A 23,743-nucleotide genomic window follows, 5' to 3' on the forward strand; every position below is an offset into this window, starting at 1 on the left:
TTGGTAGCCTCCAGACACTTCTGTCGCAGGTCCCTGAGTCGGAGATAAAAATGCCAACCACCGTGCGAATCGGCTGCGCCAGTGCTTTTTGGGGCGACACTTCCACTGCTGCCGCCCAGCTTGTCTCCGGCGGAAACCTGGATTATCTGGTGTTCGATTATCTGGCCGAGATCACCATGTCGCTCATGGCTGGTGCGCGTCTTAAAGACCCACAGGCCGGGTTCGCCGGTGACTTCGTTGAAGTGCTGGCGCCGCTGCTGACGCAACTGGCCGAACAGAATATCCGCGTGATCAGCAATGCCGGCGGGGTCAATCCGCAGGCTTGCGCAGCGGCGCTGCAAGCGGCCTGCGACCAGGCCGGGGTCCAGCTGAAGATTGCCGTGTTGCTCGGCGATGACCTGCAAGGACAGCTCAAAAACCCCGCCGACATCCGCGAAATGTTCAGCGGCGCGCCGCTTCCGCGCATGTGCGTGTCGACCAACGCCTACCTCGGCGCGCCAGGGATTGTCGAAGCGTTGCGCCTGGGTGTCGACATTGTCATCACCGGCCGGGTGGTCGACAGCGCCGTGGTCAGTGCGGCGCTGGTTCACGAATTCGGTTGGTCGTGGCATGACTACGACAAACTTGCCCAGGCCGCGCTGGCCGGGCACATCATCGAATGCGGCGCGCAGTGCACCGGCGGTAATTTCACCGACTGGCGCGAGGTACCGGATTACGAGCACATCGGTTTTCCGATCGTCGAGGTCAGCGCCGATGGCCAGTTCCTCGTCAGCAAACCCGAAGGCTCCGGCGGCCTGGTCACGCCGCTGACCATCGGCGAGCAGATGCTCTACGAAATCGGCGATCCGCAGGCCTATCTGTTACCCGATGTGATCTGCGATTTCACTCAGGTCAAACTTCAGCAACAAGGCAAAAACGTCGTGCAGGTGCACGGTGCCAAAGGCCTGCCGCCCAGCGACAAATACAAGGTCAGCGCCACGTACCCGGACGGTTTTCGCTGCACCGCCAGTTGCCTGATGGCCGGCATCGACGCGGTGGACAAGGCGCGGCGGGTCAGTCAGGCGATCATCGACAAGACCGCCGAGATGTTCAGCCTGCGCGGCTGGGCGCCGTACAGCGAAACCCATGTCGAACTGCTCGGCAGCGAAGCCACCTACGGCCCCCACGGCCAGCGCCGCGACAGCCGTGAAGTGGTGATCAAAATCGCCGTACGCCATCCTGACAAACGCGCGCTGGTGCTGTTTTCCAAAGAGATCGCCCAGGCCGCGACCGGTATGGCGCCCGGTCTGACCGGCATTGTCGGCAGACGTCCGACCGTGTACCCGGTCATCCGCCTGTTCTCATTTCTCATAGATAAAAATGCCTGCACGCTGCAAATCGACATGGCCGGTGAGCGTCATCCTTGCGCCCTCCCCGACCCAGTGGCCCTCGACAGCGCCGATTTGCCGCTCGCCCATCAGCCACCCAAACCCCAGGGCCGCGCCGATGCCAGTGTGCCGTTGGTGAAACTGGCGGTGGCGCGCTCCGGCGACAAGGGCAATCACAGCAACATCGGCGTGATGCCGCGCCATCCCGATTACCTGCCATGGATCGCCGAAGCGCTGACCCCTTCGGTGGTGGTCGACTGGATGCGCCACGTCCTCGATCCGCTTCTCGGGCGTGTCGAACGCTGGTATCTGCCCGGCACCCACAGCCTTAATTTTCTTTTGGAAAACGCCCTCGGCGGTGGCGGCGTCGCGAGTCTGCGCATCGACCCGCAAGGCAAAGCCTTCGCCCAGCAACTATTGGAAATCCAGATCCCGGTGCCGCAAAGCATCGCCGAACAGCTCGACTAGAGGATGGTGTGCATGGCTTACGCGTCGATTTTTCGCGCCGATCTGTTCAGCGGCCAGAACCTGATTGTCACCGGTGGCGGCAGCGGCATCGGTCGCTGCACCGCCCATGAGCTGGCGGCCCTTGGCGCCAATGTGCTGCTGGTCGGGCGCAAGCCGGAAAAACTCGAAAAGGTCGCCGCCGAAATCGCCGAGGACGGCGGCCGCGCGCACTGGAAGGCCTGCGATATCCGCGATGAAGAAGCGGTCAAGCAACTGGTCAAAGAGCTGATCGCCGAACACGGGCCGATCCACGGTCTGGTCAACAATGCCGGCGGCCAGTACCCGTCGCCCTTGGCCTCGATCAATCAGAAGGGCTTTGAAACCGTGCTGCGGACCAACCTGGTCGGCGGCTTTCTGATGGCCCGCGAAGTGTTCAACCAGTCGATGAGCAAACACGGCGGCAGCATCGTCAACATGCTTGCCGATATGTGGGGCGGCATGCCCGGCATGGGCCACTCGGGCGCCGCGCGTTCAGGCATGGACAACTTCACCAAGACTGCTGCGTTCGAGTGGGGTTACGCCGGGGTCCGGGTCAACGCGGTGGCGCCGGGCTGGATCGCCTCCAGCGGCATGGACACTTACGAGGGCGCATTCAAAGCAGTGATTCCGACCCTGCGCGAGCATGTGCCGCTCAAGCGTATCGGCACCGAATCGGAAGTCAGTGCGGCGATCGTGTTTCTGCTCAGCCCGGCGGCAGCGTTCATCAGCGGCACCACAGTGAAAATCGACGGCGCCGCCAGCCTCGGCAGTCGCGCCTGGCCGCTGCACAAGGCGAGCCACAGCGAATCGTTCAATGGTTTTCACCGCGCGTATTTACCAGAAGTGTTGCGTCCCGACGTGCTCAAGGACAAGGAATAAGCCATGGCGCAGATTCAGTCGCAACTCGACCCGCACAGCGAAGCCTTCGCACGAAACCGCGCGGCCATGCTCGCCGCCATCGAGCAGGTGCAGCAGCTCGAACAGAACCTGCTGAACAAGGCCGCCGAAGCCAAAGACAAATTCAGCAAACGCGGGCAACTGTTGCCCCGCGAGCGCCTGAACCTTTTGCTCGACCCCGGCGCACCGTTCCTCGAACTGGCCAGCCTCGCCGGCTATAAATTGCACGACGACAAGGACGGCAGTTCGGCCGGTGGCGGGCTGATTGCCGGCATCGGTTATGTCTGCGGCATTCGCGCGATGGTGGTCGCCAACAACAGCGCGATCAAGGGCGGCACGATTTCGCCGAGCGGCCTGAAAAAATCCCTGCGCCTGCAACAGATCGCGCGGGAGAACAAACTGCCGATGATCACCCTCGCTGAAAGCGGCGGCGCCAACCTCAACTACGCGGCAGAGATCTTTGTCGAAGGTGCGCGCAGTTTTGCCAATCAGGCGCGCATGTCAGCCATGGGTTTGCCGCAGATCACCGTGGTACACGGCTCGGCCACCGCAGGCGGCGCCTATCAACCGGGGTTATCGGATTACGTAGTGGTGGTGCGCGGCAAGGCCAAGCTGTTTCTCGCCGGCCCGCCATTGCTCAAAGCGGCGACCGGCGAAGTGGCCACCGATGAAGAACTCGGTGGCGCCGAGATGCACGCGCAGGTCGCCGGCACTGCCGAATATCTCGCCGAAAACGACGCTGACGGCATACGCCAGGTCCGCGACATCATGCGCATGCTGCCCTGGAACGAGCAGTTGCCCTGGCTGCCGCAGCCGCAATTCAAAGAACCGCTCTACCCCATCGACGAACTGCTCGGGCTGATTCCGGACGATGCAAAAAAGCCCTACGATGTGCGCGAAATCATCGCGCGGATTGCCGACGAGTCGGACTTTCTCGAATTCAAAGGCGAGTTCGATCAGCAAACCCTTTGCGGCCAATTGAAAATCCAGGGCCGCGCCTGCGGCTTCATTGGCAACAACGGACCGATCACCCCGCAAGGTGCGAGCAAGGCGGCGCAGTTCATCCAGTTGTGCGACCAGAGCCAGACGCCGCTGCTGTTTTTCCACAACACCACGGGTTTCATGGTCGGCACCGAATCGGAACAACAAGGGGTGATCAAGCATGGCTCGAAACTGATCCAAGCGGTGGCCAACGCACGGGTGCCTAAACTGACCATTGTCGTCGGTGGTTCCTACGGCGCCGGCAACTACGCCATGTGCGGGCGCGGGCTCGATCCGCGCTTCATCTTCGCCTGGCCCAACAGCCGCACGGCAGTGATGGGTGGCGCTCAGGCCGGCAAGGTCTTGCGCATCGTTACCGAAGCCAAACAGCTCAAGGACGGCATCGAGCCGGATCCGAAAATGCTCGACATGCTCGAACAGATGACCGCGCAGAAACTCGACAGCCAGTCCACCGCACTGTACGGCAGCGCCAACCTGTGGGACGACGGCCTGATCGACCCGCGCGACACCCGCACCCTGCTTGGCTACTTGCTGGATATCTGCCACGAAGCCGACACGCGCAAGCTGCAACCCAACAGCTTCGGCGTCAGCCGCTTCTGACCGCCACGGATCCTACGGAGAACAACAACAATGATCTTCACCCCGGAACACGAAGCCCTGCGCCGCACCGTCCGCCAGTTCGTCACCCACGAGATCAACCCCCACGTCGAAGAATGGGAAAAGGCCGGGCGCTTTCCGATCCACGAGATTTTCCGCAAGGCCGGTGAGCTGGGTCTGCTGGGCATTTCCAAGCCGGAAAAATTCGGCGGCATGGGCCTCGACTACAGCTATTCGATCGTCGCCGCCGAAGAGTTCGGCACCATTCATTGCGGCGGGATTCCGATGTCGATCGGCGTGCAGACCGACATGTGCACACCCGCCCTCGCCCGCTTCGGCTCCGACGAACTGCGCGAAGAATTCCTCCGCCCGGCCATCACGGGCGAACAGGTCGGTTGCATCGGCGTTTCCGAAGTCGGCGCCGGCTCCGATGTCGCCGGGCTGAAAACCACCGCGCGCAAGGACGGCGACGACTACGTGATCAACGGCAGCAAGATGTGGATCACCAACTCGCCGAGCGCCGATTTCATCTGTCTGCTGGCCAACACCTCGGACGACAAGCCGCACATCAACAAGTCGCTGATCATGGTGCCGATGAACACCCCGGGAATCAGCCTCAGTTCGCACCTGGACAAGCTCGGCATGCGCAGCTCGGAAACCGCGCAGGTGTTCTTCGACAACGTGCGCGTGCCGCAGCGCAACCGCATCGGCCATGAAGGCGCGGGGTTCATGATGCAGATGCTGCAGTTTCAGGAAGAACGCCTGTTCGGCGCGGCGAACATGATCAAGGGCCTGGAATATTGCATCGACAGCACCATCGAGTACTGCAAGGAGCGCAAGACCTTCGGTAATGCGCTGATCGACAACCAGGTGATCCACTTCCGTCTCGCCGAATTGCAGACCGAAATCGAATGCCTGCGCGCCCTGGTCTATCAGGCCACCGAGCAGTACATCAAAGGCCAGGACGTCACGCGCCTGGCGTCGATGGCCAAGCTCAAGGCCGGGCGTCTCGGCCGGGAAGTCAGCGACAGCTGCCTGCAATATTGGGGCGGCATGGGCTTCATGTGGGACAACCCGGTGGCCCGCGCCTATCGCGATGTGCGCCTGGTGTCGATTGGCGGCGGCGCCGACGAAATCATGCTGGGGATCATCTGCAAACTGATGGGCATTCTGCCGGGGAAAAAGAAATGAGCGGCCTGCCCGATTGCCAGACGCTGTTGCTGGAACTGCATGGCGGCGTGCTGCACATCACCCTCAACCGCCCGGACAGCCGCAACGCGATGAGCCTGCAAATGGTCGACGAACTGCGCGCGGTGCTGACGGCGGTGCACGATGACCGCACAGTGCGGGCCTTGGTGCTCAGCGGTGCCGGCGGGCATTTTTGTGCCGGCGGCGACATCAAGGACATGGCCAGCGCACGGTCGCAGGGCGCAGACGCTTACCGCGAGTTGAACCGGGCGTTCGGTGCGTTACTGGAGGAAGCCCAGCACACGCCGCAGGCGCTGATCACGGTGCTGCAAGGCGCCGTGCTCGGCGGTGGTTTCGGCCTGGCTTGCGTCAGCGATGTTGCGATTAGTGATCACAAGGCGCAGTTCGGCTTGCCGGAAACCAGCCTCGGCCTGATCCCGGCGCAAATCGCACCGTTTGTGGTGCAACGGATAGGCCTGACCGAAACCCGCCGACTCGCGCTGACGGCGGCGCGTTTCGATGGCGCTGAGGCGCAGCGATTGGGGCTGGTGCATTTCGTTGAACAGGATGCGCAAGCGTTGGCCGAGCGACTGGATGAAGTCTTGCAACAGGTACTGCGCTGCGCACCCGAAGCGAATGCGATGACGAAAAAATTGTTATTGGCCAGCGCCGGGCAGCCTTCGAGTGCATTGCTCAATGAGGCGGCGCAGTGGTTCAGCGCGGCGGTGACTGGAGACGAAGGAATCGAGGGGACCATGGCATTCATGCAGAAACGCAAACCGGGGTGGGCCTGAAAAAGCATCGCGGGCAAGCCCGCTCCCACACGGATTTTCATTCGCTCAAAAAACCTGTGGGAGCTGGCTTGCCAGCGATGAGGCCATCACAGTCAACGCCAAAAAACTCAGGAACCCCACCATGCCCACCCTCCACAAAATCCTGATCGCCAACCGCGGTGAAATCGCCTGCCGCATCCAGCGCACGGCCCAGGCGCTGGGTTATCGCACCGTCGCCGTTTTCAGCGACGCCGACGCCGATGCGCTACACGTGCAAATGGCCGACCAAGCCGTGCGTATCGGCCCGGCGCCGGTGCAGCAGTCGTACCTCAACATTGCGGCGATCCTCGACGCCGCCCGCCGCAGCGGCGCCGACGCGATTCACCCGGGCTACGGCTTCCTCTCGGAAAATGCCGATTTCGCCCGCGCATGCGCCGAAGCCGGGCTGATTTTCATCGGCCCCAGCGTCGAAGCCATCGAACTGATGGGCAGCAAACGCCTGTCGAAAATCGCCATGCTCGACGCCGGCGTGCCGTGCATTGCCGGCTATCAAGGCGCAGCGCAGGACGACGCGACGCTGCTGGCCGAAGCCGAGCGCATCGGTTATCCGCTGATGATCAAGGCCAGCGCCGGCGGCGGCGGACGCGGCATGCGCCTGGTGCACGAGGCCAGCGAACTGGCGGCGCAACTGCGTACCGCGCGGTCCGAAGCAATGAACGGTTTCGGCAGCGACGAGTTGATTCTCGAGCAAGCGTTGGTCGAGCCACGCCATGTCGAAGTACAGCTGTTCGGCGACCAGCACGGCCATCTGGTCTATCTCGGCGAACGCGATTGCTCGATCCAGCGCCGCCATCAGAAAGTCATCGAAGAAGCGCCGTGCCCGGTGATGACCGCCGAGCTGCGCCAGGCCATGGGCGAAGCGGCGCTCAAGGCAGGGCGCGCGGTGGATTATGTCGGCGCCGGCACCGTGGAGTTCCTCCTCGACGCGCGCGGGCAATTCTACTTTCTGGAAATGAACACCCGTCTGCAGGTCGAGCATCCGGTGACGGAATTGATCACCGGGCTGGATCTGGTCGCGTGGCAGTTGCTGGTTGCCGAGGGCCAGCCGTTACCGCTGACGCAGGAGCAGATCCGTCTCGACGGTCACGCCATGGAAGTGCGCCTCTACGCTGAAGATCCCGCTGCGGATTTTCTTCCGCAAACCGGCCGAATTGCCGCATGGCAACCGGCTTCGGATCACGGGGCGCGGATCGATCACGGTCTGCTTGAAGGCCAGTCGGTGAGCCCGTTCTACGACCCGCTGCTGGGCAAACTTATCGCCCACGGCGCAACCCGCGAAGAGGCGCGGCGCAAATTGTTGCGGGCGGTACAGGACACGGTGCTGCTTGGCGTGCAAAGCAATCAACGCTTGCTCGAAGGCCTGCTGCAACATCCGCAGTTCATCAGCGGCGATTTCAGCACCGCTTTCATCCAGCAACATTTTTCCAGCCATGCCTGCCTCAACCCTTACGTACCGACGACGGCGCAACTGGCGATTGCCGTGGTGTTGTTCTATCAGGCCAGCGCCCTGCCCCATCGCGCCCCGCTGAACGGCTGGCGCAACAACGCCAGCGTGCCGTTGCACTATCGACTCGGCAGTGACGAGCAGGACTGGACGCTGTCGGTGCTGGCGCGCAAACCCGGCGAGTTGGTCGTGCAGGCTGGCGAAAGCACTGTGGCGGTGAAAATCATTGAGCACGCCGCGCAATCGATCACCATCGAAGTCGACGGTCTGCGCCAATGTCACGCCTATCGTCTGCACGATCGGCAGCTGTGGCTGTTCACCCATCCGGGCAGCCTGCGTCTGGAGGATCGAACTCATGCGCCGATCGACAGTCAGACCAGCGTCGCCTCCGGCACCCTGAAAGCCCCGATGGACGGTGCCATTGTCGATGTGCTGGTCAGCGAGGGCAGTACGGTCAGCAAGGGTCAATTGCTGGTGGTGCTGGAGGCAATGAAAATGGAGCATCCGCTGAAGGCCGGCATCGATGGCGTGCTCAAACGGGTGCAAGTGAAGGTTGGCGATCAGGTAAAAAATCGTCAGGTTCTGTTGCAGGTCGAGTAGTCGCCCGGGCACAAGCGCGGGGTTTGACTACGCTCTGATAAATCAGAACGCGGAAATCAGGAACCCTGCGATGCCCCATTGGCTGGTCATAGATCTGGAAGCCACCACAGACGAGGGTGGCTGGCCGGTCACGGAAATGGAAATTATCGAGATCGGTGCGACCCTGGTCGACCGCGACGGGCGCGAGCAGGATCACTTCCAGCGCTTCGTCAAACCGACCCGCCGGCCATTGCTGACGCCATTCTGTCGGGAGCTGACACACATCACTCAGGCCAACATCGATTCGGCGCAACCGCTGAGCGAAGTCTGGCCGGCCTTTGAGCGTTGGCTGGCGCAGCATCAGGCTCGCCTTGAAGGCTGGGCCAGTTGGGGCGGTTACGATCGCCAGCAGTTGCTCCAGGAGTGGCAGCGCCTGAACATCGACAGCGGCCTGAGCAAAGTCCCGCACATGAACCTCAAACAGCGCTTCGCCAAGGCCCGGCGCCTGGAACGACCGCTGGGGCTCAACGGCGCGTTGCAACTGGCGGGCATGCAGTTCAACGGCCAACAACATCGCGCGCTGGAAGATGCCCGCAATACTGCACGGTTATTGCCGCTGGTCCTGCCGCTTTAGACGCGTGACGGCGCGAAAAGCCTTGTGCATACTGGCCGCCCCCTTTTAAGCCCTTTTCGAGGAATCCGCCCATGTTTAAAGTCAACGAGTACTTCGACGGCACCGTCAAGTCGATCGCCTTTGGCACCGCTGAAGGTCCGGCGACCATTGGCGTCATGGCCCCGGGCGAATACGAATTCGGCACCAGCCAGCGCGAGATCATGCATGTGGTTTCCGGCGCGCTGAGCGTAAAACTGCCAGACAGCAGCGACTGGGAAACCTTCGCCGCCGGCAGCCAGTTCAACGTTCCGGCCAACAGCAAGTTCCAACTGAAAGTCGAAGTGGATACCGCTTACCTGTGCGAATACCGCGGCTGATCCCGCCGGTTTCACCGCGCAAAAAAATGCCCGCGTCCAAAAGACCCGGGCATTTTTCGTTTCAGCGACAGCCTATTCGAGAATCTCCACCGGCATGCCGACTTCCAGGCGACCGTTACCGTCGTTGACCAGATTCTGCCCGAACATCGCGCCATCGGCGGTGCTGCGGTGTTTCTGTAACGTCGCGAACGGCTCACGATCAGCACTGCGCTCACCGGTTTGCGGGTCGACGGTGGTCATGATGCAACGCGCACATGGCTTGACCACGCGGAATTCGATATCGCCGATGCGAATGCGTTTCCAGTTGTCCTCGGCGTAAGGCGCGCTGCCTTCGATCACCAGATTCGGACGGAAGCGCAGCATCTCCAGCTCTCGCCCTACCGTTTCCGAGAGCGCCAGCCGCGAAGCCTCGCCGATCAGCAGCAATGGATAACCGTCGGCGAACGCCACTTGATCGTCGTCCTTGCCGAAACCCGACTGCGTGGTGCGTGCCCGCTCCAGCGGCATCTGCACCAGACGTGTCGGCTTGCCGAGGAAGTCGCTGACAAACCGCGCGGCTTGATCACCGGCGTCCGGCACCCGCAGGGTGTCACGCCAGATCGTCACACCGCGCAGCTCGGCGTCGGCAGCGGGCAGCGCGACTTCGATAGAACCCTGCTCGGGAGCGCTGAGGGTCAGACCGCCCCCGGCATTCCATAACGCCGACAACAGACTCATCTTCGCTTCGGCACGCTGGGTCAGAAAGCGCCCGCTGGCCTCGTCCACCAGCATCCAGCGTCGGTCGCCCGCCAGCCCGAGCTTGTCCAGCTCGATGCTGTGCAGGATTTCGCCCTTGCCGGATTTCAACGGGTAACGATAAAGCGCGCTCAGACGCAGCATGGCCAGCTTCCTTGGAGGAAAAACGCCACCCTATACGAGCTTCAATACCGAATCAAAGCCGTCATTAATGTAAATACACTTCTGTGGGAGCGAGCCTGCTCGCGAAGAGGCCGGCACATTCACCATCAATGTGTCCGACCCTGCGCTTTCGCGAGCAGGCTCGCACAGGAAGCAAAATGTGCGTGTTTCAGGCCGGCACGGCGTCGAGCATCAGACGCTGGCGTACCACGTCGACCAGTTTGTCCGGCTGGAATTTGGAGAGGAAGTTGTCGCAGCCGACCTTCTTCACCATCGAGTCGTTGAAACTGCCCGATAGCGAGGTGTGCAGTACGACGTACAGGCCACGCAGGCGAGGGTCGTTGCGAATTTCAGTGGTCAGGCGATAGCCGTCCATTTCCGGCATTTCCGCATCGGTGAAGATCATCAGTAGTTTGTCGGTCATGTGCACGCCGGTATCGGCCCAGGCCTTGAGGATGTTCAAGGCTTTCAGACCGTCGCTGGCAATGTGCATTTTCACCCCGAGCTGGCCGAGGGTATCGCGCAATTGCGATAGCGCTACGTTGGAATCGTCCACCAACAACACTTCGCGGCCACGGGCGCGCTCCAGTACCGGATCGTCGAGTTTCTCGCGCGAGACCTTGGCGTTGTACGGGACGATTTCAGCGAGGACTTTCTCGACGTCGATGATTTCCACCAGTTGATCGTCGACCTTGCTGATCGCGGTCAGATAATGCTGGCGGCCAGCACTGGTCGGCGGCGGCAGAATGGCTTCCCAGTTCATGTTGACGATGCGGTCGACGCCGCCAACGAGGAAGGCCTGCACCGAACGGTTGTATTCGGTGACGATGATCGTGCTGTTCGGGCCCGGCACCAGTGGGCGCATACCGATTGCCTGGGACAGGTCGATCACCGGCAGGGTCTGCCCGCGCAGATTGACTACGCCGCAGACGAAGGGATGACGCTGCGGCATCAGGGTCAGCTTGGGCAGTTGCAGCACTTCCTGAACCTTGAACACGTTGATCGCGAACAGCTGGCGTCCGGCCAGGCGAAACATGAGGATTTCCAGGCGATTCTCACCCACCAGTTGCGTGCGTTGGTCTACCGTGTCGAGAATGCCGGCCATCAATGACTCCTGGGCTTGTTCTGATGAATTCACTATGGGGGTTTATCGGCTGCATTCAGCTAATCTTGATTGCTGTAAAGCACGTCGCTAAAAATGCCACAAACGGCCATTGATGTCACACTGACATCATGCTTTACTGGCATTCGTGATTTCATCTGCTAGATTCATTGCGGCGCGACCTCGGTTTGCACGTTAGGTTCCCGCGCCTAAGGGATTCCCCTAGGATCAATCAGGCCCAACCTGATATTCGCCATTTCCAATAGCCATTACTGTGACGCCATTCTCATTGCATGAACGGAGTCAGGCTATTGTGTGCGATCGCAATTCAGTGGCAACCCACCCTCTGGAACCCCTCGGTCCGTGCACCTGCACCGCCGGGCGCGATCTGTCGACGATTCACGATCGTCGCCACACACGGCCATCCGTCAACCAACACGACGTGGTGGAGATGAACATGCCAATCGACCGTAAAGACTGGGCGCAACGCTTCCCCGAATTTCTGGTCGAGGCCGAAACGCTTCTCGCCAAGTCCGAAGAATGCCTGAGCCATCTGCAACTGATCAGCAATGACAAGGATGCCATCGACTGCATGCTCGGCACTCTGCTGAAGCTGGCCGGCCGCGCCGAAGCCTTGGCGCTGGAAGCAATCTCCGAGTTTTCCCTGCACATCTACAGTCTGCTGAATCTGACCCAGGATCGCGTCGACCTGCACGAACAGGCCCTCGATGCCTTGCGAGACTGTTTCACCCTGATGGCATGGCAGCTTGAGCTGGTCGATCATAAAACCGGACAACTGAGCCTTGATGGCAGCGAGCAGACAGCCCTGCTTGAGGCCTTCGCGGCACAAATGGGCCAGGACACGTTCGAGCCGAAGATGATGAGCAAACGTTTGCTCTCTGCGTCCCTGATAGCGCACCAGGCTTAAGCCTGCAATCCGCGATATTGTCGTAAATGAATGCTTCGTACCTGAAAGCGACAATCCGGGGCAAATAATTTGCCCGACCAACGGCTGATTTCCAGATGCCGCCATCAGGGTTTTCCCTGTGTGTTCCCAGAGACACTTCGAGGCAAATCGAAGTCGTCCAGCTACAAGAATTCCAACTTTTTCCAATATGGAACTTGCGTCCACGATCCGGTATTTCCTGACTGAATGGACATATATAGCGACCGCGACCAACGGTATGTTAAGTGGTATTATGCCGCCGGTTGATTACCTGCCGTTTAATGGCACAGTGACTCCAGCGTTTCATTAGCAATGTTATTGCCGGTCAATGATTGCTTAACGAATGCGGTATGAATCAATAACATAATTGACAGTATTTCCACACAGAGATCCGCCAGTCACCGGTCGGTCTGCCCGCAGCGAACATCCATTGGCTCCATCCGTTATGTACGCCAGTCTCAAGTCACTCATTACATGGCCACCTTCTCGGGAAAACGCCCGGCGCTTCACACTTGTTCTGTGTGTTCTGGCGACCTTGGGCAGTCTGCTGGCGTATGTTGTTTCCGCACGCCTTCCCTTGGGATTGCTGGCACTCGACGTTGCCGCCACCGCGTGCGTCTGGGTGCAATATCGCTTGTCGCGCAAATCGATCAAGTTTCAGCCACAAGAGCTGGCTGATCGACTGCTGCAAGTCCAGGAAAACGAGCGCCATCGCCTCAGCCGTGAATTGCACGACGATATCGGCCAGTTGCTCACCGCCGCCAAGCTGCAAAGTGACTGGCTCAAACGCCGCCTGCCGGAAGATCTGCAGGAACAATGCAAGGTCCTCTGTGACACGCTGGATGAAACCCTGACCAAAGTGCGTGACGTCTCGGCGATTCTCAATCCACGTCAATTGACCAGCCTTGGACTCGAAGCCAGCCTGCGTGCGCATTTGCTCAAGACACTGGCCAACACGCCGGTCAACTGGAGTCTCGATTGCCAGCAACGGCTCAACGGCATCCCCGAGGAAATGGCCGTCGCCGCGTTTCGCATCGCCCAGGAAGCCGTGACCAACATCCTCCGGCACGCACAGGCAAAAAACCTGTTGATTCGGGTACAGCGATTGCCGCAAGGTCTGACGCTGTTGATCAGTGATGACGGCCTGGGTTTTGCCCCGGCGGCCGACCCGGCCAGAGAAGGTCAACGCGGCATGGCCGGAATGGCCGAGCGTATCGAACAACTGGGCGGTACGTTGAATGTTGTCAGCGAGCCGGGCAAAGGCACTCGAATCGAAGCACTATTCCCGTGGGCGCCTCGGGCACTCGAACGGGCCAGTACGAATAAGGTTATGCGTTGACTTGTAACTTACTTCTGGTGGATGACCACTCGCTGATCAGAGCCGGCGTGCGCGCTCTGGTACTGGATATTCCCGGTTACGCGGTAATCGGCGAAGCCAGTGATGGTTCGCAATTGCTTGAAATGGTCGAGCAATTGAGCCCGGACATCGTATTGCTGGACATCTCGATGAGAGAAACCGGTGGCCTGGAAGCGCTGCAACGGCTCAAGCGCGTGCGGCCGCAGAGCAAAGTGCTGATTCTGTCGATGCACACCGATCCGGCGCTGATCATGCAGGCACTGGAGTCCGGTGCCCATGGCTACCTGCTCAAGGACACCACGGCCACCGAGCTCGAGCACGCGCTGGAAGCCCTGCGCAACAACGAACGCTACCTCAGCCCGGCCATTGCCCATACGGTGATCAATCAGGCACTGACGCGAAACCAGAAAAGCCAGCCGGACGTCGCCGATTCGCACAATCTGACCGCGCGCCAGCTGGAAATCCTTCGCCTGATCGTGCGCGGCAAATCGACCCGGGAAATTGCCAACGGTCTGGGCTTGAGCGTCAAGACCGTTGAAACCCACCGCGCGCAGATCATGAAACGCCTGCAAATCTACGACGTGGCGGGTCTGGTGCTGTTCGCCGTGCGTGAGCAGATCATCAGCCTTGATGACTGATTGACGGTTGTTGGCCCAATAACGGCGAGTCCTTCGGCAGATGCACCTGCAACGCTGCAGGTTTCGCAACAAATCGCAGACTGTCGCCTTCTAGCGGCTCGCCATCGAGATTGATGCTCAGCCCTTCGGCGACCTTGATCTCGACCCACGGCAAACGTGCCCGCACAAACATGTTGTCGAGGCCGAAGCCCTCGCTCAGCAGATTCTTCAGCGTGCCGACCAGCTCCTGCGGTGCCGGCAAAATGCTGATATCCAGCAAACCATCGTCGACTCGCGCCTCGGGGCACAGCACATGGCCGCCACCCGCCTGCCGTCCGTTGCCGATTCCCAGTGCGAGCAGTTCACCCTGCCAATGAAAATCCGGGCCTTGCAACTCGCCGTAAGCGGCATGCAGTTCGCTGAACCGGGTCAGGCCGGTAAACAGATAAGCGGCACCGCCCAAGACTTTTTTCAAATCTTCCGAAGTATTGGCGGTCACCTGGCTGCCGAATCCGCCGGTCGCCATGTTCAGGAAAATCTGCCCGCCTACTTCGCCCAGATCGATATCCGAGGGCTGAACATCCAGTAGCTCAAGGGCTTCGGCAGGCTCCAGGGAAATACCGGCGGCACGGGAAAAATCATTGGCGGTGCCCAGCGGCAGGAGGACGAGACTGGCTTTTTGCGGATGCTGCGCCAGCGCTTCGGCAATATCGCGCAAGGTGCCATCACCGCCACCGGCGATGATTTTGCTGTAGCCGGCCGCCAACGCTTCCTCGACCAGACGCTGGGCGTCGCCAGCCTCCCACGTCACTCGCACAGCCAGTTCCCAGCCTTGCTCACGCTTGGCTTCGACGGCAGCGCGGACATCCTCGTTGAGTGCCTGTTTGCCATGCAAGATCAGCAGTGCCCGGCGTTCACTCATAACGTCACTCCAAGAATTGAAATCGATTGAAACATCTTGACCACTGCGCGCGTTAAAAAAGCCGCAGGGATGGCAATTAATTGCTTTTCAAACGGCCAGCGTCCTACACAGCGGTATTTTTTCTTACGAAACAAGAGGAATCGGCTTAATTGACCCCGTCCGATCATTGGGTCACCGTGTGCCGGCAGCACCAACTTTCAACTCAATAACACAAGGATGTGCCGGTAATGAACGGATACCCCGCGATTCATTTCCATGAATCGAGCAATGGAATAATCAGCAAGCGTGCAGTTGCTACGACCAGCGAGTACTTCCATGCGCAACCATGAAACCAAGGCACCGGTGAGCCCGGTCGCCGCTCTCGCCGAAAGTCGTGCCAGCAAGAAACCAGACTTCTGTAACAGCGCCAAGACCCCTGGAGAGTTTGATATGGAACCCCGAGTCAGCGAGCTGGAGACTCACTTCAAATACATGCGCCGCGACATGGACGAAGTGCTCAATGATGTGCGGACGATCAAACACCGTCTGGCGTATTCGGCGGGTGCTACCGCTGTCATCCTCGGACTGCTGGGATGGGTGGCCAACAGCCGATTCGACCAGTTGGTGACGTTGATCAGCAACTGACCGAATCAATTGTTGCACGCGCCGTGCTTACCCGCCGACGCGTGCATGGGCAAGACCGGCTACCCCAGCAGGTCACTGAGGGGAATGAAGCTCACTGCATCACCCTCGCTCAGCGTGCGGCCTTCTCGGACTTCCACCAATCCGTCGGCCCACGCCGCGCTACGCAGCACACCGGAACTCTGGTTGCGGTAAATGATCGCCCGCCCCTGTTCCAAGCGCCCGCGCAGATATTCACGACGGTTGCCGGCCACCGACCAGACAAAACCTGCTGGCACTGCAAACTTGAGCGGTTCGACGGCTTGCACACCCAGGCGACGCAAAAGATAAGGCCGCGTCAGCAGGGCGAACGTCACCAGCGTCGAGGCGGGATTGCCGGGCAGGCCAATCACCGGCACGTTGCGAAAATGGCCGAAGGTCAACGGTTTCCCGGGCTTGATGGCAAGCTTCCACAGGGCCAACTCGCCTTCTTCACGCAGGGCAATGCCGAGGAAATCCGCCTCACCGACCGAGACACCGCCGGTAGACAGAATCAGATCGACGTCTTGCAATTCGCCCAGCCGCGCCCGCGTGGTGGGCAGATCGTCCGGGAGAATTCCGCCATCAATCACTTCACAACTCAGACGCTGCAGCCAACTGCACAGAAGTACGCGATTGCTGTTGTAGATCTGGCCCGGCCCCAATGCCTGGCCGGGTTCAACCAGCTCGTCGCCGGTGGACAAAACAGCGACGCGAGGTTTGCGCACGACATTGAGGCCGGCACAGCCAAGCGAAGCAGCCAGGCCTTGCTCAATCGGTCCGAGCCGGGTTCCAGCTTGCAGTACCAATTCGCCGACCGTGGTTTCCTGCCCTTGCGGACGAATGTTCTGCCCGGCCTTCAAAGGCTCAAGAAAGCGCACTCGGCCATCGGCCTGGACTTTAGCATTTTCCTGCATCTCGACACAGTCGGCGCCCGGCGGCAGCGGTGCCCCGGTGAAGATGCGTGCGCAGGTGCCTGGTTCCAAAGGAAGTGGAGATTGCCCGGCGAAGACCTTTTGACTGACCGGCAGCGGCTCGCCTTGCCAATCCGCCAGGTTCAAGGCGTAGCCGTCCATGGCGCTGTTCGGCCATGGCGGCAGATCCAGCGTCGAGATCAAATCTTCCGCCAGCACCCGCCCTTCGACTTGAGCCAGCGGCAAGTGCTCGCGCTCGACAATGCGCGACGCATCGGCCATGGCCAGCAAACGCTCGAGCGCCGTTTCGACAGGCAGCAAACTGCCGGTCTTGCCCGGCTTACCCACGGGATTCACAAGGCGCCGCCTGCTTGAGATGGGTGACGAAGTTGCACGGACGATGACGGGCGTCCAGTTGCTCAGCGAGAATGCCGTCCCAACCGGTGCGCACTGCATTGGTCGAACCCGGCAGGCAGCACACCAGCGTGCCGTTGGCCAGACCTGCCAAGGCCCGAGACTGCACAGTCGAAGTGCCGATATCAGCCACGGAAATCTGGCGGAACAGTTCGCCGAATCCGTCGACCTGTTTGTCGAGCAGGCAGGCCACCGCTTCCGGTGTGCTGTCACGCCCGGTAAAGCCGGTGCCGCCGGTGATCAGCACGACTTGAACCACATCGTCGGCAATCCAATTGGCGACTTGCGCGCGAATTTTGTAGAGATCATCTTTAAGCAAAACACGCTCGGCCAGCGCGTGACCGGCCGCGATCAAGCGATCGACGAAGACCTGGCCGGAGGTATCGGTTTCCAGGGTTCGGGTGTCGCTGACAGTCAGCACCGCAATATTGAGCGGCACGAAAGGTACATCAGCCTTGGCTTTCATAGGCTCTTCCAGTTGTAGGGGAAACAGCCCGGTGTTATATCACAGCGGCTCATTTTTCCGCCGCCCCTCTGGAGAGTCGTCATGCCCTCGAACAACCCGTTGCCACCCTGCTCCGTCCTGCTTCTGGCCGGTGGACGCGGTCAACGCATGGGCGGTCAGGACAAGGGGCTTATCGAGTGGCTGGGCGAGCCGTTGATAGCGCATTTGCAGCGCAAGGTGCGGCCGCTGACCGACGATCTGATCATCTCTTGCAACCGCAATCGCGAGCGTTATGCCACGTTTGCCGATCAACTGGTCATCGATGACGAGGGCGATTTTCCGGGCCCGCTGGCCGGTATTCGCGCAGGGCTGAAAGCGGCACGCCATGCGCATTTGCTGGTGTTGCCATGCGATGTGCCGCGAATCGACAAGGCCTTGCTGCAAGACATGCTGACCACTGCCGATCTGCAACGTGACAAACCTTTAATGCTGCGCCACGGCGAACATTGGGAACCGCTGCTGTGCGTGATTCCGGTGGCGCTGTTGCCGGCATTCGAAGCAGCCTGGAATGCAGGCGAGCGCAGCCCGGGGCGGGTGATGCGCAGTCTCGGCGCCGTCGCGTTGCAATGCCCTGACAACGACCCGCGACTGGCCAACCTCAACACCCCCGAATTGTTACATCTGCACAACACTGTGTCAGACTGACACTATCCAAGGAACTCTCACGCCTTGTTTACGTCTCAAGCTCAGTAACCAGAAGATTTCCCATTCGGAGACACACTCATGACTCAACGGACCCTCGCCACTTTCATGCTCGCACTGGGCCTGGCAACCCTCGCCGGTTGCTCCTCGCCGACAGTGATCACCTTGAATGACGGTCGCGAAATCCAGGCCGTCGACACCCCGAAATACGATGATGATTCGGGCTTCTACGAGTTCCAGCAGCTGGACGGCAAAGAGACCCGCATCAACAAGGATCAGGTTCGTACCGTTAAAGAGCTGTAAGGCTCCGCGTCGTTACCGGATACAGAAAAGCCCGCATTGTCATGCGGGCTTTTTCATGGGCACTCGGAAAGCAGTTTCAGCATTACCACTGCAAGGTGATTTGACTCTCGAACTCCCGCAACTCACCGGTCACCGGGTCGATGAAGCGCAGGCCTTGCGCAAGCAGCTTCAACGGGTTGGCGTAGTCGTCCTCGACATCTTTCAACACCGTCGGATAAAACGGGTCGTTGCAAATACTCGCTCCCAGCGCCGTCATGTGCACCCGCAACTGATGCTTTTTGCCGGTCACGGGATACAGACCATAGCGCCACAGATCACCATTTTTCTCACGCACTTCGACCGCCGTTTCGGTATTGCAGGCGCCAGGCCCTTCTTGCATACGGAAAAACGGCTCGCCATCGATCAAACGGCTCTTGTGCACCAAAGGGAAATCCAGCTCGGGCAGCGCCGGGGCGATCGCTTCGTAGCGCTTGTCGATCTGCCGGGTCGGGAACAATGACTGATAGGCCGAGCGGGTTTGCGGGTTAGCCGAGAAGATCACCAGCCCTGCGGTGTGCCGGTCGATGCGGTGCAGCGGCACCAGATGCGGATTGTCCAGCCGACGGATCAGCCGGCGCAGCAGGGTTTGTTCGACATATTCCCCGGCCGGAGTTACTGGCAGAAAATGAGGTTTGTCGGCCACTACCAGATGTTCGTCAGCGTAGAGAATCGACTCGAGCACCGGGATCGGCTTTTCGTCCGGCACCTCACGAAAGTAATGAATGCGCAGCCCTTCCTTGTAGGGCAAGTCCAGCGCAATCGGCTGACCCTGCGCATCCAGCACCCGTCCGCGAGCAATCCGGTCGAGCCATTGTTCGCGGCCGATGGCACTGAAGTGTTCGCACAGGCAATCGAGTACCGTCAGCCAGGGACCGGGCGGCAAATACAAGGTGCTGGCCTGATTGTGCGCAGCGGAAAATACGGGGCTGGTCATACGAAACAGAAATCCTCAATGCAGGCCGGCATTATCCAACAGTGAGGCAAAGCCACCTAGCGCAGTTTGATCAGGCCGGAATCGACTTGAGGGCCGCCGCTTCGGTGAACTCCTTCAGCCAGCGCAACACATCGACCGCTTCCCAACGCCCAGGATCGTACAACGCGTACAACAGTCCCTGATAACCGACCACATCCAGCTGCTTGTGATAACCGGCGCGTTGAAAAAGGGCTTCGATTTCGGCAAAGCAGGTATTGAAATGCAGCTTGTTGAATGGCGTCTTGCCTTCCGTGACCAGCCCGTCCAGGCGCAATTCGAGGACGGCCTCGCGCACCACGTCCACCGACATCCGGTTAACGCTGCTCTTCAACTGTTCGACATTGACCACGGTTCATCCCTCTGACTCGATTGCTGTATGGACATACAGTAACCGAAGAATTCAGCGAGCGCCAACGCAAGGATGTATCGCTGCGACCAGCGGAAAGGATCAAGGCAAAATCAGCAGCCTAAAAATGCCACTACCTGGTCGCCACTGAACGGCCAATCCAGCTCAGCGCCGGTGTCAACCCGCCGCAGTACCGGGATGCGCAAGCTGTATTTTTCGAACCACGATTCGTCTTCGGCGATGTCCACCAATTCAACCAGCAGACCATGCTCGACGAAGGGCATCAGCTCGGCTTCGGCAACTTCACACAGATGACACCCGAGGGTGCCGAACAGCTGACATTCTGGAGACATGACGGCATTACCGGAAAACAAGTGAGCCCATTCTAGGACGCCACTAAACCCTCGTCGACCCGGCGCCGCCCAAAGGACCCAGCGCTCCCGGCGCAAAATCCTGACGCAAATCATTCAGCGCAAATTGCAAATGCGTCATCCTCGCGGACTTTTTGCCTCTACGCTTCAGAGGCCAACGCCCTGACAGCGGAGTGTCCCGTGTTTGCAAATCTGTTGATCATCCTCGCCTCATCCCTGGTGGTGATTGCCCTGTTCCGGCGCCTGCGACTGCCGCCGGTGCTGGGTTACCTGTGCGTGGGATTACTGGTCGGGCCGAACGCATTCGACTGGGTCAACGAGAGCGAACATCTGCCCGATGTCGCCGAGCTGGGCGTGGTGTTTCTGCTGTTTTCGCTGGGTCTGGAGTTCTCCCTGTCGAAGATGATTGCGCTGCGTCAGGTGGTGTTTCGTCTCGGCAGTCAGCAAGTGCTGATCAGCACAGCGCTGCTCGGCACACTGTTGATGGGCCTGGGCATGCCGCTGATGCCGGCGCTGTTGCTCGGCGCAGGGTTATCGCTGTCATCCACGGCGATCGTGACCAAGGAGCTGGGCAGTCTTGGTGAAGTATTCAGCAGCCACGGCCAGAACGCGGTCGGCGTGTTGCTGTTTCAGGACGTTGTCGCGGTATTGCTGCTGACACTGGTTCCGGTCTTCGCCGGCACCAGCGAGCAGGCCTGGTACTGGGCCTTGCCGTTGACCCTGGGCAAAACCGTGGTGCTGTTCTTCGGCCTGCTGCTCGCCAGTCGCTGGTTATTGCCACGGCTGTTTCATGAGGTGGCGGCTTCGCGCTCTGCGGAGCTGTTCGTCCTGCTGGCGCTGGTGATCGTGCTGCTGACTGCCTGGCTCACGCACTTGCTGGGGCTGTCGCCTGCACTCGGCGCTTTCCTCGCCGGCATGTTGCTCGGGGAAAGCCATTACCGGCACCAGATCGAAGCCGACATCCGGCCCTTTCGCGACATTCTGCTCGGCGTGTTCTTCGTCAGCATCGGCATGCTGATCGACCTGCAACTGTTCGTCAGTCACAGCCTGTTGATCATCGGCCTGACGCTCGGCCTGATGCTGATCAAAGGCATCGTGGTCGCGCTGCTGGTGAAGTGGCGCGGCAGTGACAGCGAAACCGCATGGCGCAGCGGCCTGGCCCTGGCCCAGGGTGGCGAATTCTGTTTTGCCTTGATGGCGCAGATGCAGCAAAACAGCCTGTTGCCGGCCGAACCGGGCGCCCTGCTGCTCGCGGCGACGTTCTGTTCGATGCTGCTCACGCCACTGCTGTTGCGCGCGGCGCCGCGCATCGCCGCCGTGCTGCACCGCAAGCCCAATCAGGAAGCGCAGATCGAACAGATCAGCGCGCTCAACGCCGACCTCGACCAGCACGTGGTGATCTGCGGCTACGGACGCGTCGGCCAATCCATCGGCCGCTTCATGGGCAACGCCGGGCAAGCCTATGTTGCGCTGGACAACGATCCGGTACGGGTGCAGGAAGCCGCATCCGCGGAAAGCGACGTGCATTACGGCGACTCGGCGCGTGGCGATCTGCTTACTGCGGTTGGCCTGTTGCGCGCCAGGCTGCTGGTAATTGCCGTGGATCAGAGCGACGTGGCGTTGCGCATTCTGCGCGAAGCCCGGCGACTCAACCGACAGGTGCCGATTCTGGTACGCACCCGTGACGACAGCCAATCGGCGGAACTCAGAGCCGCCGGCGCCACCGAGGTGGTGCCGGAGCTTCTGGAGTCGAGCCTGATGCTCGCTTCACACGCGCTGATCATGCTTGGCCTGCCCGCGCACAAAGTGCAGGAGAAGGTCGATCAAGTGCGTATCGATCGCTATCGCCTGCTCCACGGTTTCTATCCCGGAGCCAATGATGAGGAAATCTAGTCCTGACTCACCGCGCCGATCTTGTGCAGTGACAGGTCGGCGCCGTAATACTCTTGTTCCTGACTCAGGCGCAGCCCATGCAATGCCTTGATCGCGCCGTAGACGACGAAGCCGCCGACCAGCGCGACCGCGACGCCAAGCGCAGTGCCGATCAACTGGCTGATCAGGCTGACGCCGCCCAGGCCACCCAGCGCAGACTGACCGAAGATGCCGCAGGCAATCCCGCCCCACACGCCACACAAACCATGCAGCGGCCATACGCCCAGCACATCGTCGATGCGCCATTTGACTTGGGCAGCGGTAAAGCACCAGACAAACAAGGCTCCGGCGATCGCGCCGGTTACCAGCGCACCGACCGGATGCATCAGGTCGGATCCGGCGCAAATCGCCACCAGCCCGGCCAGCGGGCCGTTGTGCAGAAAGCCAGGGTCGTTGCGCCCAACGATCAACGCCGCGACGGTACCGCCAACCATGGCCATCAGCGAGTTGACCGCGACCAGGCCACTGACACCTTGCAGGGTTTGCGCGCTCATCACGTTGAAGCCGAACCAGCCGACAATCAGGATCCACGAGCCCAGCGCCAGAAACGGAATGCTCGACGGCGCGAACGCGACAAGGCGCCCATCGCGGTAGCGACCATTGCGCGGGCCGAGCAGCAGAACAGCGGCCAACGCCAGCCAACCGCCCACGGCATGCACCACCACCGAGCCGGCGAAATCATGGAATGCCGCGCCAAACTGCGCCGCCAGCCAGCCTTGCAAGCCGAAGTTGCCGTTCCAGATCAGCCCTTCGAAAAACGGATAGATAAACGCTACGATCAGCGCCGTCGCGCACAACTGCGGGACGAACCGCGCGCGTTCGGCAATGCCGCCGGAAATGATCGCCGGGATGGCGGCAGCGAAGGTCAGCAGGAAGAAAAACTTCACCAGGCCATAGCCGTGGTCAGCCGTGAGCACCGCCGCCGGTTGCATGAAGGTGACGCCATAGGAGATCCAATAGCCTATAAAGAAATAGGCCAGGGTCGAGACGGCGAAGTCGCTGAGGATTTTCGCCAGCGCGTTGACCTGGTTCTTCTGCCGGACCGTGCCGACCTCCAGAAAGGCGAAACCGGCGTGCATCGCCAGTACCATCACCGCACCGATCAGAATGAACAACGTGTTGGAGCTGTGAACCAGCGTGTCCACAGCGCTTTGCAGATTTTCCATGAGGAGGCAGACCCAAGGCTAAAAGGCACCAAAGCGGTTCATGCGGGCATTTCATGCACCAAATTACGACTCACCAGTCATTTAACGGCAGGGTCGATGAACTGATTTGGCGCATGAATCGATGTCCGAACACGAACCGCCGGCAAATGAATTAGAGTTTTTCTGCTTGGACGCCCGGCAACAGCGCACCTACGCCGAGCGACGCACCACGACACAGCAAAAGTTGTACCAGGCATTTGCACTGAACCTTCGCGCAAGGCTCATACTCGAACGCT

The 23,743-nt window shown here is 60.4% G+C and carries 24 protein-coding genes; 15 read left to right on the forward strand and 9 right to left on the reverse strand.

Going from position 1 to position 23,743, the window contains the following annotated elements; all coding sequences use genetic code 11:
- Window positions 1–50 precede the first annotated feature (50 nt).
- From J5M66_RS17575 to J5M66_RS17610, 8 genes are all read left to right on the forward strand, one after another.
- Window positions 51–1,835: an acyclic terpene utilization AtuA family protein gene (locus J5M66_RS17575; RefSeq protein WP_207807724.1), complete on the forward strand. Its 1,785-nt coding sequence runs from the start codon at window positions 51–53 to the stop codon at window positions 1,833–1,835.
- Between the two features lie 12 nt (window positions 1,836–1,847).
- Window positions 1,848–2,732, forward strand: a complete 885-nt coding sequence (locus J5M66_RS17580) for an SDR family oxidoreductase (RefSeq protein WP_122700113.1) — start codon at window positions 1,848–1,850, stop codon at window positions 2,730–2,732.
- 3 nt (window positions 2,733–2,735) lie between these two features.
- Complete coding sequence (gene atuC, locus J5M66_RS17585) at window positions 2,736–4,352, forward strand: acyl-CoA carboxylase subunit beta (RefSeq protein ID WP_207807725.1); 1,617 nt, start codon at window positions 2,736–2,738, stop codon at window positions 4,350–4,352.
- A gap of 30 nt (window positions 4,353–4,382) precedes the next feature.
- Window positions 4,383–5,540: a citronellyl-CoA dehydrogenase gene (gene atuD / locus J5M66_RS17590; RefSeq protein WP_056788533.1), complete on the forward strand. Its 1,158-nt coding sequence runs from the start codon at window positions 4,383–4,385 to the stop codon at window positions 5,538–5,540.
- Window positions 5,537–6,331: an enoyl-CoA hydratase-related protein gene (locus tag J5M66_RS17595; RefSeq protein ID WP_207807726.1), complete on the forward strand. Its 795-nt coding sequence runs from the start codon at window positions 5,537–5,539 to the stop codon at window positions 6,329–6,331. The genes atuD and J5M66_RS17595 overlap by 4 nt, the downstream gene beginning before the upstream one ends.
- A gap of 121 nt (window positions 6,332–6,452) precedes the next feature.
- Window positions 6,453–8,414 (forward strand): acetyl/propionyl/methylcrotonyl-CoA carboxylase subunit alpha, encoded by a 1,962-nt coding sequence (locus J5M66_RS17600; protein ID WP_207807727.1) that lies wholly within the window; start codon window positions 6,453–6,455, stop codon window positions 8,412–8,414.
- A gap of 70 nt (window positions 8,415–8,484) precedes the next feature.
- Entirely contained in the window at window positions 8,485–9,027 is a 543-nt protein-coding gene (locus tag J5M66_RS17605) for an exonuclease domain-containing protein (RefSeq protein ID WP_207807728.1), read from the forward strand.
- A gap of 71 nt (window positions 9,028–9,098) precedes the next feature.
- Window positions 9,099–9,383, forward strand: a complete 285-nt coding sequence (locus J5M66_RS17610) for a pyrimidine/purine nucleoside phosphorylase (protein WP_024013687.1) — start codon at window positions 9,099–9,101, stop codon at window positions 9,381–9,383.
- Window positions 9,384–9,455: 72 nt separating this feature from the next.
- Here J5M66_RS17610 and J5M66_RS17615 read toward each other — a convergent pair whose 3' ends face one another.
- The gene (locus J5M66_RS17615) at window positions 9,456–10,262 is read right to left on the reverse strand and encodes an MOSC domain-containing protein (protein WP_207807729.1); all 807 of its coding nucleotides are present in this window, start codon (window positions 10,260–10,262) and stop codon (window positions 9,456–9,458) included.
- Window positions 10,263–10,449: 187 nt separating this feature from the next.
- Window positions 10,450–11,385, reverse strand: a complete 936-nt coding sequence (locus J5M66_RS17620; RefSeq protein ID WP_207807730.1) for a chemotaxis protein CheV — start codon at window positions 11,383–11,385, stop codon at window positions 10,450–10,452.
- A 454-nt stretch (window positions 11,386–11,839) separates the two neighbouring features.
- Here J5M66_RS17620 and J5M66_RS17625 point away from each other — a divergent pair, with 454 nt between their 5' ends.
- The 3 genes from J5M66_RS17625 (at window position 11,840) to J5M66_RS17635 (ending at window position 14,323) form a co-directional block, all read left to right on the forward strand.
- Window positions 11,840–12,310 carry a hypothetical protein gene (locus J5M66_RS17625; RefSeq protein WP_024013689.1) on the forward strand — a complete coding sequence of 157 codons (471 nt, stop codon included), beginning with the start codon at window positions 11,840–11,842 and terminating at the stop codon, window positions 12,308–12,310.
- Between the two features lie 463 nt (window positions 12,311–12,773).
- Complete coding sequence (locus J5M66_RS17630) at window positions 12,774–13,667, forward strand: sensor histidine kinase (RefSeq protein ID WP_122611529.1); 894 nt, start codon at window positions 12,774–12,776, stop codon at window positions 13,665–13,667.
- Window positions 13,664–14,323: a response regulator transcription factor gene (locus tag J5M66_RS17635; RefSeq protein WP_016770832.1), complete on the forward strand. Its 660-nt coding sequence runs from the start codon at window positions 13,664–13,666 to the stop codon at window positions 14,321–14,323. Before J5M66_RS17630 ends, J5M66_RS17635 begins: the two co-directional genes overlap by 4 nt.
- Here J5M66_RS17635 and yegS read toward each other — a convergent pair.
- Window positions 14,307–15,224 carry a lipid kinase YegS gene (gene yegS / locus J5M66_RS17640; RefSeq protein ID WP_016770833.1) on the reverse strand — a complete coding sequence of 306 codons (918 nt, stop codon included), beginning with the start codon at window positions 15,222–15,224 and terminating at the stop codon, window positions 14,307–14,309. The genes J5M66_RS17635 and yegS overlap by 17 nt on opposite strands.
- A 315-nt stretch (window positions 15,225–15,539) precedes the next feature.
- Here yegS and J5M66_RS17645 point away from each other — a divergent pair, with 315 nt between their 5' ends.
- Window positions 15,540–15,848 (forward strand): hypothetical protein, encoded by a 309-nt coding sequence (locus tag J5M66_RS17645; RefSeq protein ID WP_016770834.1) that lies wholly within the window; start codon window positions 15,540–15,542, stop codon window positions 15,846–15,848.
- Between the two features lie 59 nt (window positions 15,849–15,907).
- On the opposite strand, the gene glp is transcribed toward J5M66_RS17645, so the two are convergent.
- Window positions 15,908–17,134 carry a gephyrin-like molybdotransferase Glp gene (glp, locus tag J5M66_RS17650; RefSeq protein ID WP_207807731.1) on the reverse strand — a complete coding sequence of 409 codons (1,227 nt, stop codon included), beginning with the start codon at window positions 17,132–17,134 and terminating at the stop codon, window positions 15,908–15,910.
- Window positions 17,118–17,657 (reverse strand): molybdenum cofactor biosynthesis protein B, encoded by a 540-nt coding sequence (gene moaB, locus J5M66_RS17655; protein WP_016770598.1) that lies wholly within the window; start codon window positions 17,655–17,657, stop codon window positions 17,118–17,120. Before moaB ends, glp begins: the two co-directional genes overlap by 17 nt.
- Before the next feature lie 81 nt (window positions 17,658–17,738).
- Here moaB and mobA point away from each other — a divergent pair, with 81 nt between their 5' ends.
- A complete protein-coding gene (mobA, locus tag J5M66_RS17660) occupies window positions 17,739–18,341 on the forward strand; it encodes a molybdenum cofactor guanylyltransferase MobA (RefSeq protein WP_122700122.1) in 603 nt (200 codons plus the stop codon).
- A gap of 78 nt (window positions 18,342–18,419) precedes the next feature.
- Complete coding sequence (locus J5M66_RS17665; RefSeq protein WP_016770600.1) at window positions 18,420–18,641, forward strand: YgdI/YgdR family lipoprotein; 222 nt, start codon at window positions 18,420–18,422, stop codon at window positions 18,639–18,641.
- Window positions 18,642–18,723: 82 nt separating this feature from the next.
- On the opposite strand, the gene J5M66_RS17670 is transcribed toward J5M66_RS17665, so the two are convergent.
- From J5M66_RS17670 to J5M66_RS17680, 3 genes are all read right to left on the reverse strand, one after another.
- Window positions 18,724–19,614 carry a pseudouridine synthase gene (locus J5M66_RS17670; RefSeq protein WP_207807732.1) on the reverse strand — a complete coding sequence of 297 codons (891 nt, stop codon included), beginning with the start codon at window positions 19,612–19,614 and terminating at the stop codon, window positions 18,724–18,726.
- 70 nt (window positions 19,615–19,684) lie between these two features.
- The gene (locus J5M66_RS17675) at window positions 19,685–20,002 is read right to left on the reverse strand and encodes a hypothetical protein (RefSeq protein WP_016770837.1); all 318 of its coding nucleotides are present in this window, start codon (window positions 20,000–20,002) and stop codon (window positions 19,685–19,687) included.
- Window positions 20,003–20,112: 110 nt separating this feature from the next.
- Entirely contained in the window at window positions 20,113–20,352 is a 240-nt protein-coding gene (locus tag J5M66_RS17680) for a glutaredoxin family protein (protein WP_122611525.1), read from the reverse strand.
- Between the two features lie 198 nt (window positions 20,353–20,550).
- Between J5M66_RS17680 and J5M66_RS17685 the strand changes: the two genes are divergently transcribed.
- Window positions 20,551–22,263 carry a monovalent cation:proton antiporter-2 (CPA2) family protein gene (locus J5M66_RS17685; RefSeq protein WP_016770839.1) on the forward strand — a complete coding sequence of 571 codons (1,713 nt, stop codon included), beginning with the start codon at window positions 20,551–20,553 and terminating at the stop codon, window positions 22,261–22,263.
- On the opposite strand, the gene J5M66_RS17690 is transcribed toward J5M66_RS17685, so the two are convergent.
- The gene (locus J5M66_RS17690) at window positions 22,260–23,468 is read right to left on the reverse strand and encodes an ammonium transporter (RefSeq protein WP_041478438.1); all 1,209 of its coding nucleotides are present in this window, start codon (window positions 23,466–23,468) and stop codon (window positions 22,260–22,262) included. The two genes, J5M66_RS17685 and J5M66_RS17690, sit on opposite strands and share 4 nt — an antisense overlap.
- Window positions 23,469–23,743 lie beyond the last annotated feature (275 nt).

This window comes from Pseudomonas sp. 67(2021) (assembly GCF_017491835.1).
Lineage (GTDB): Bacteria > Pseudomonadota > Gammaproteobacteria > Pseudomonadales > Pseudomonadaceae > Aquipseudomonas > Aquipseudomonas atacamensis.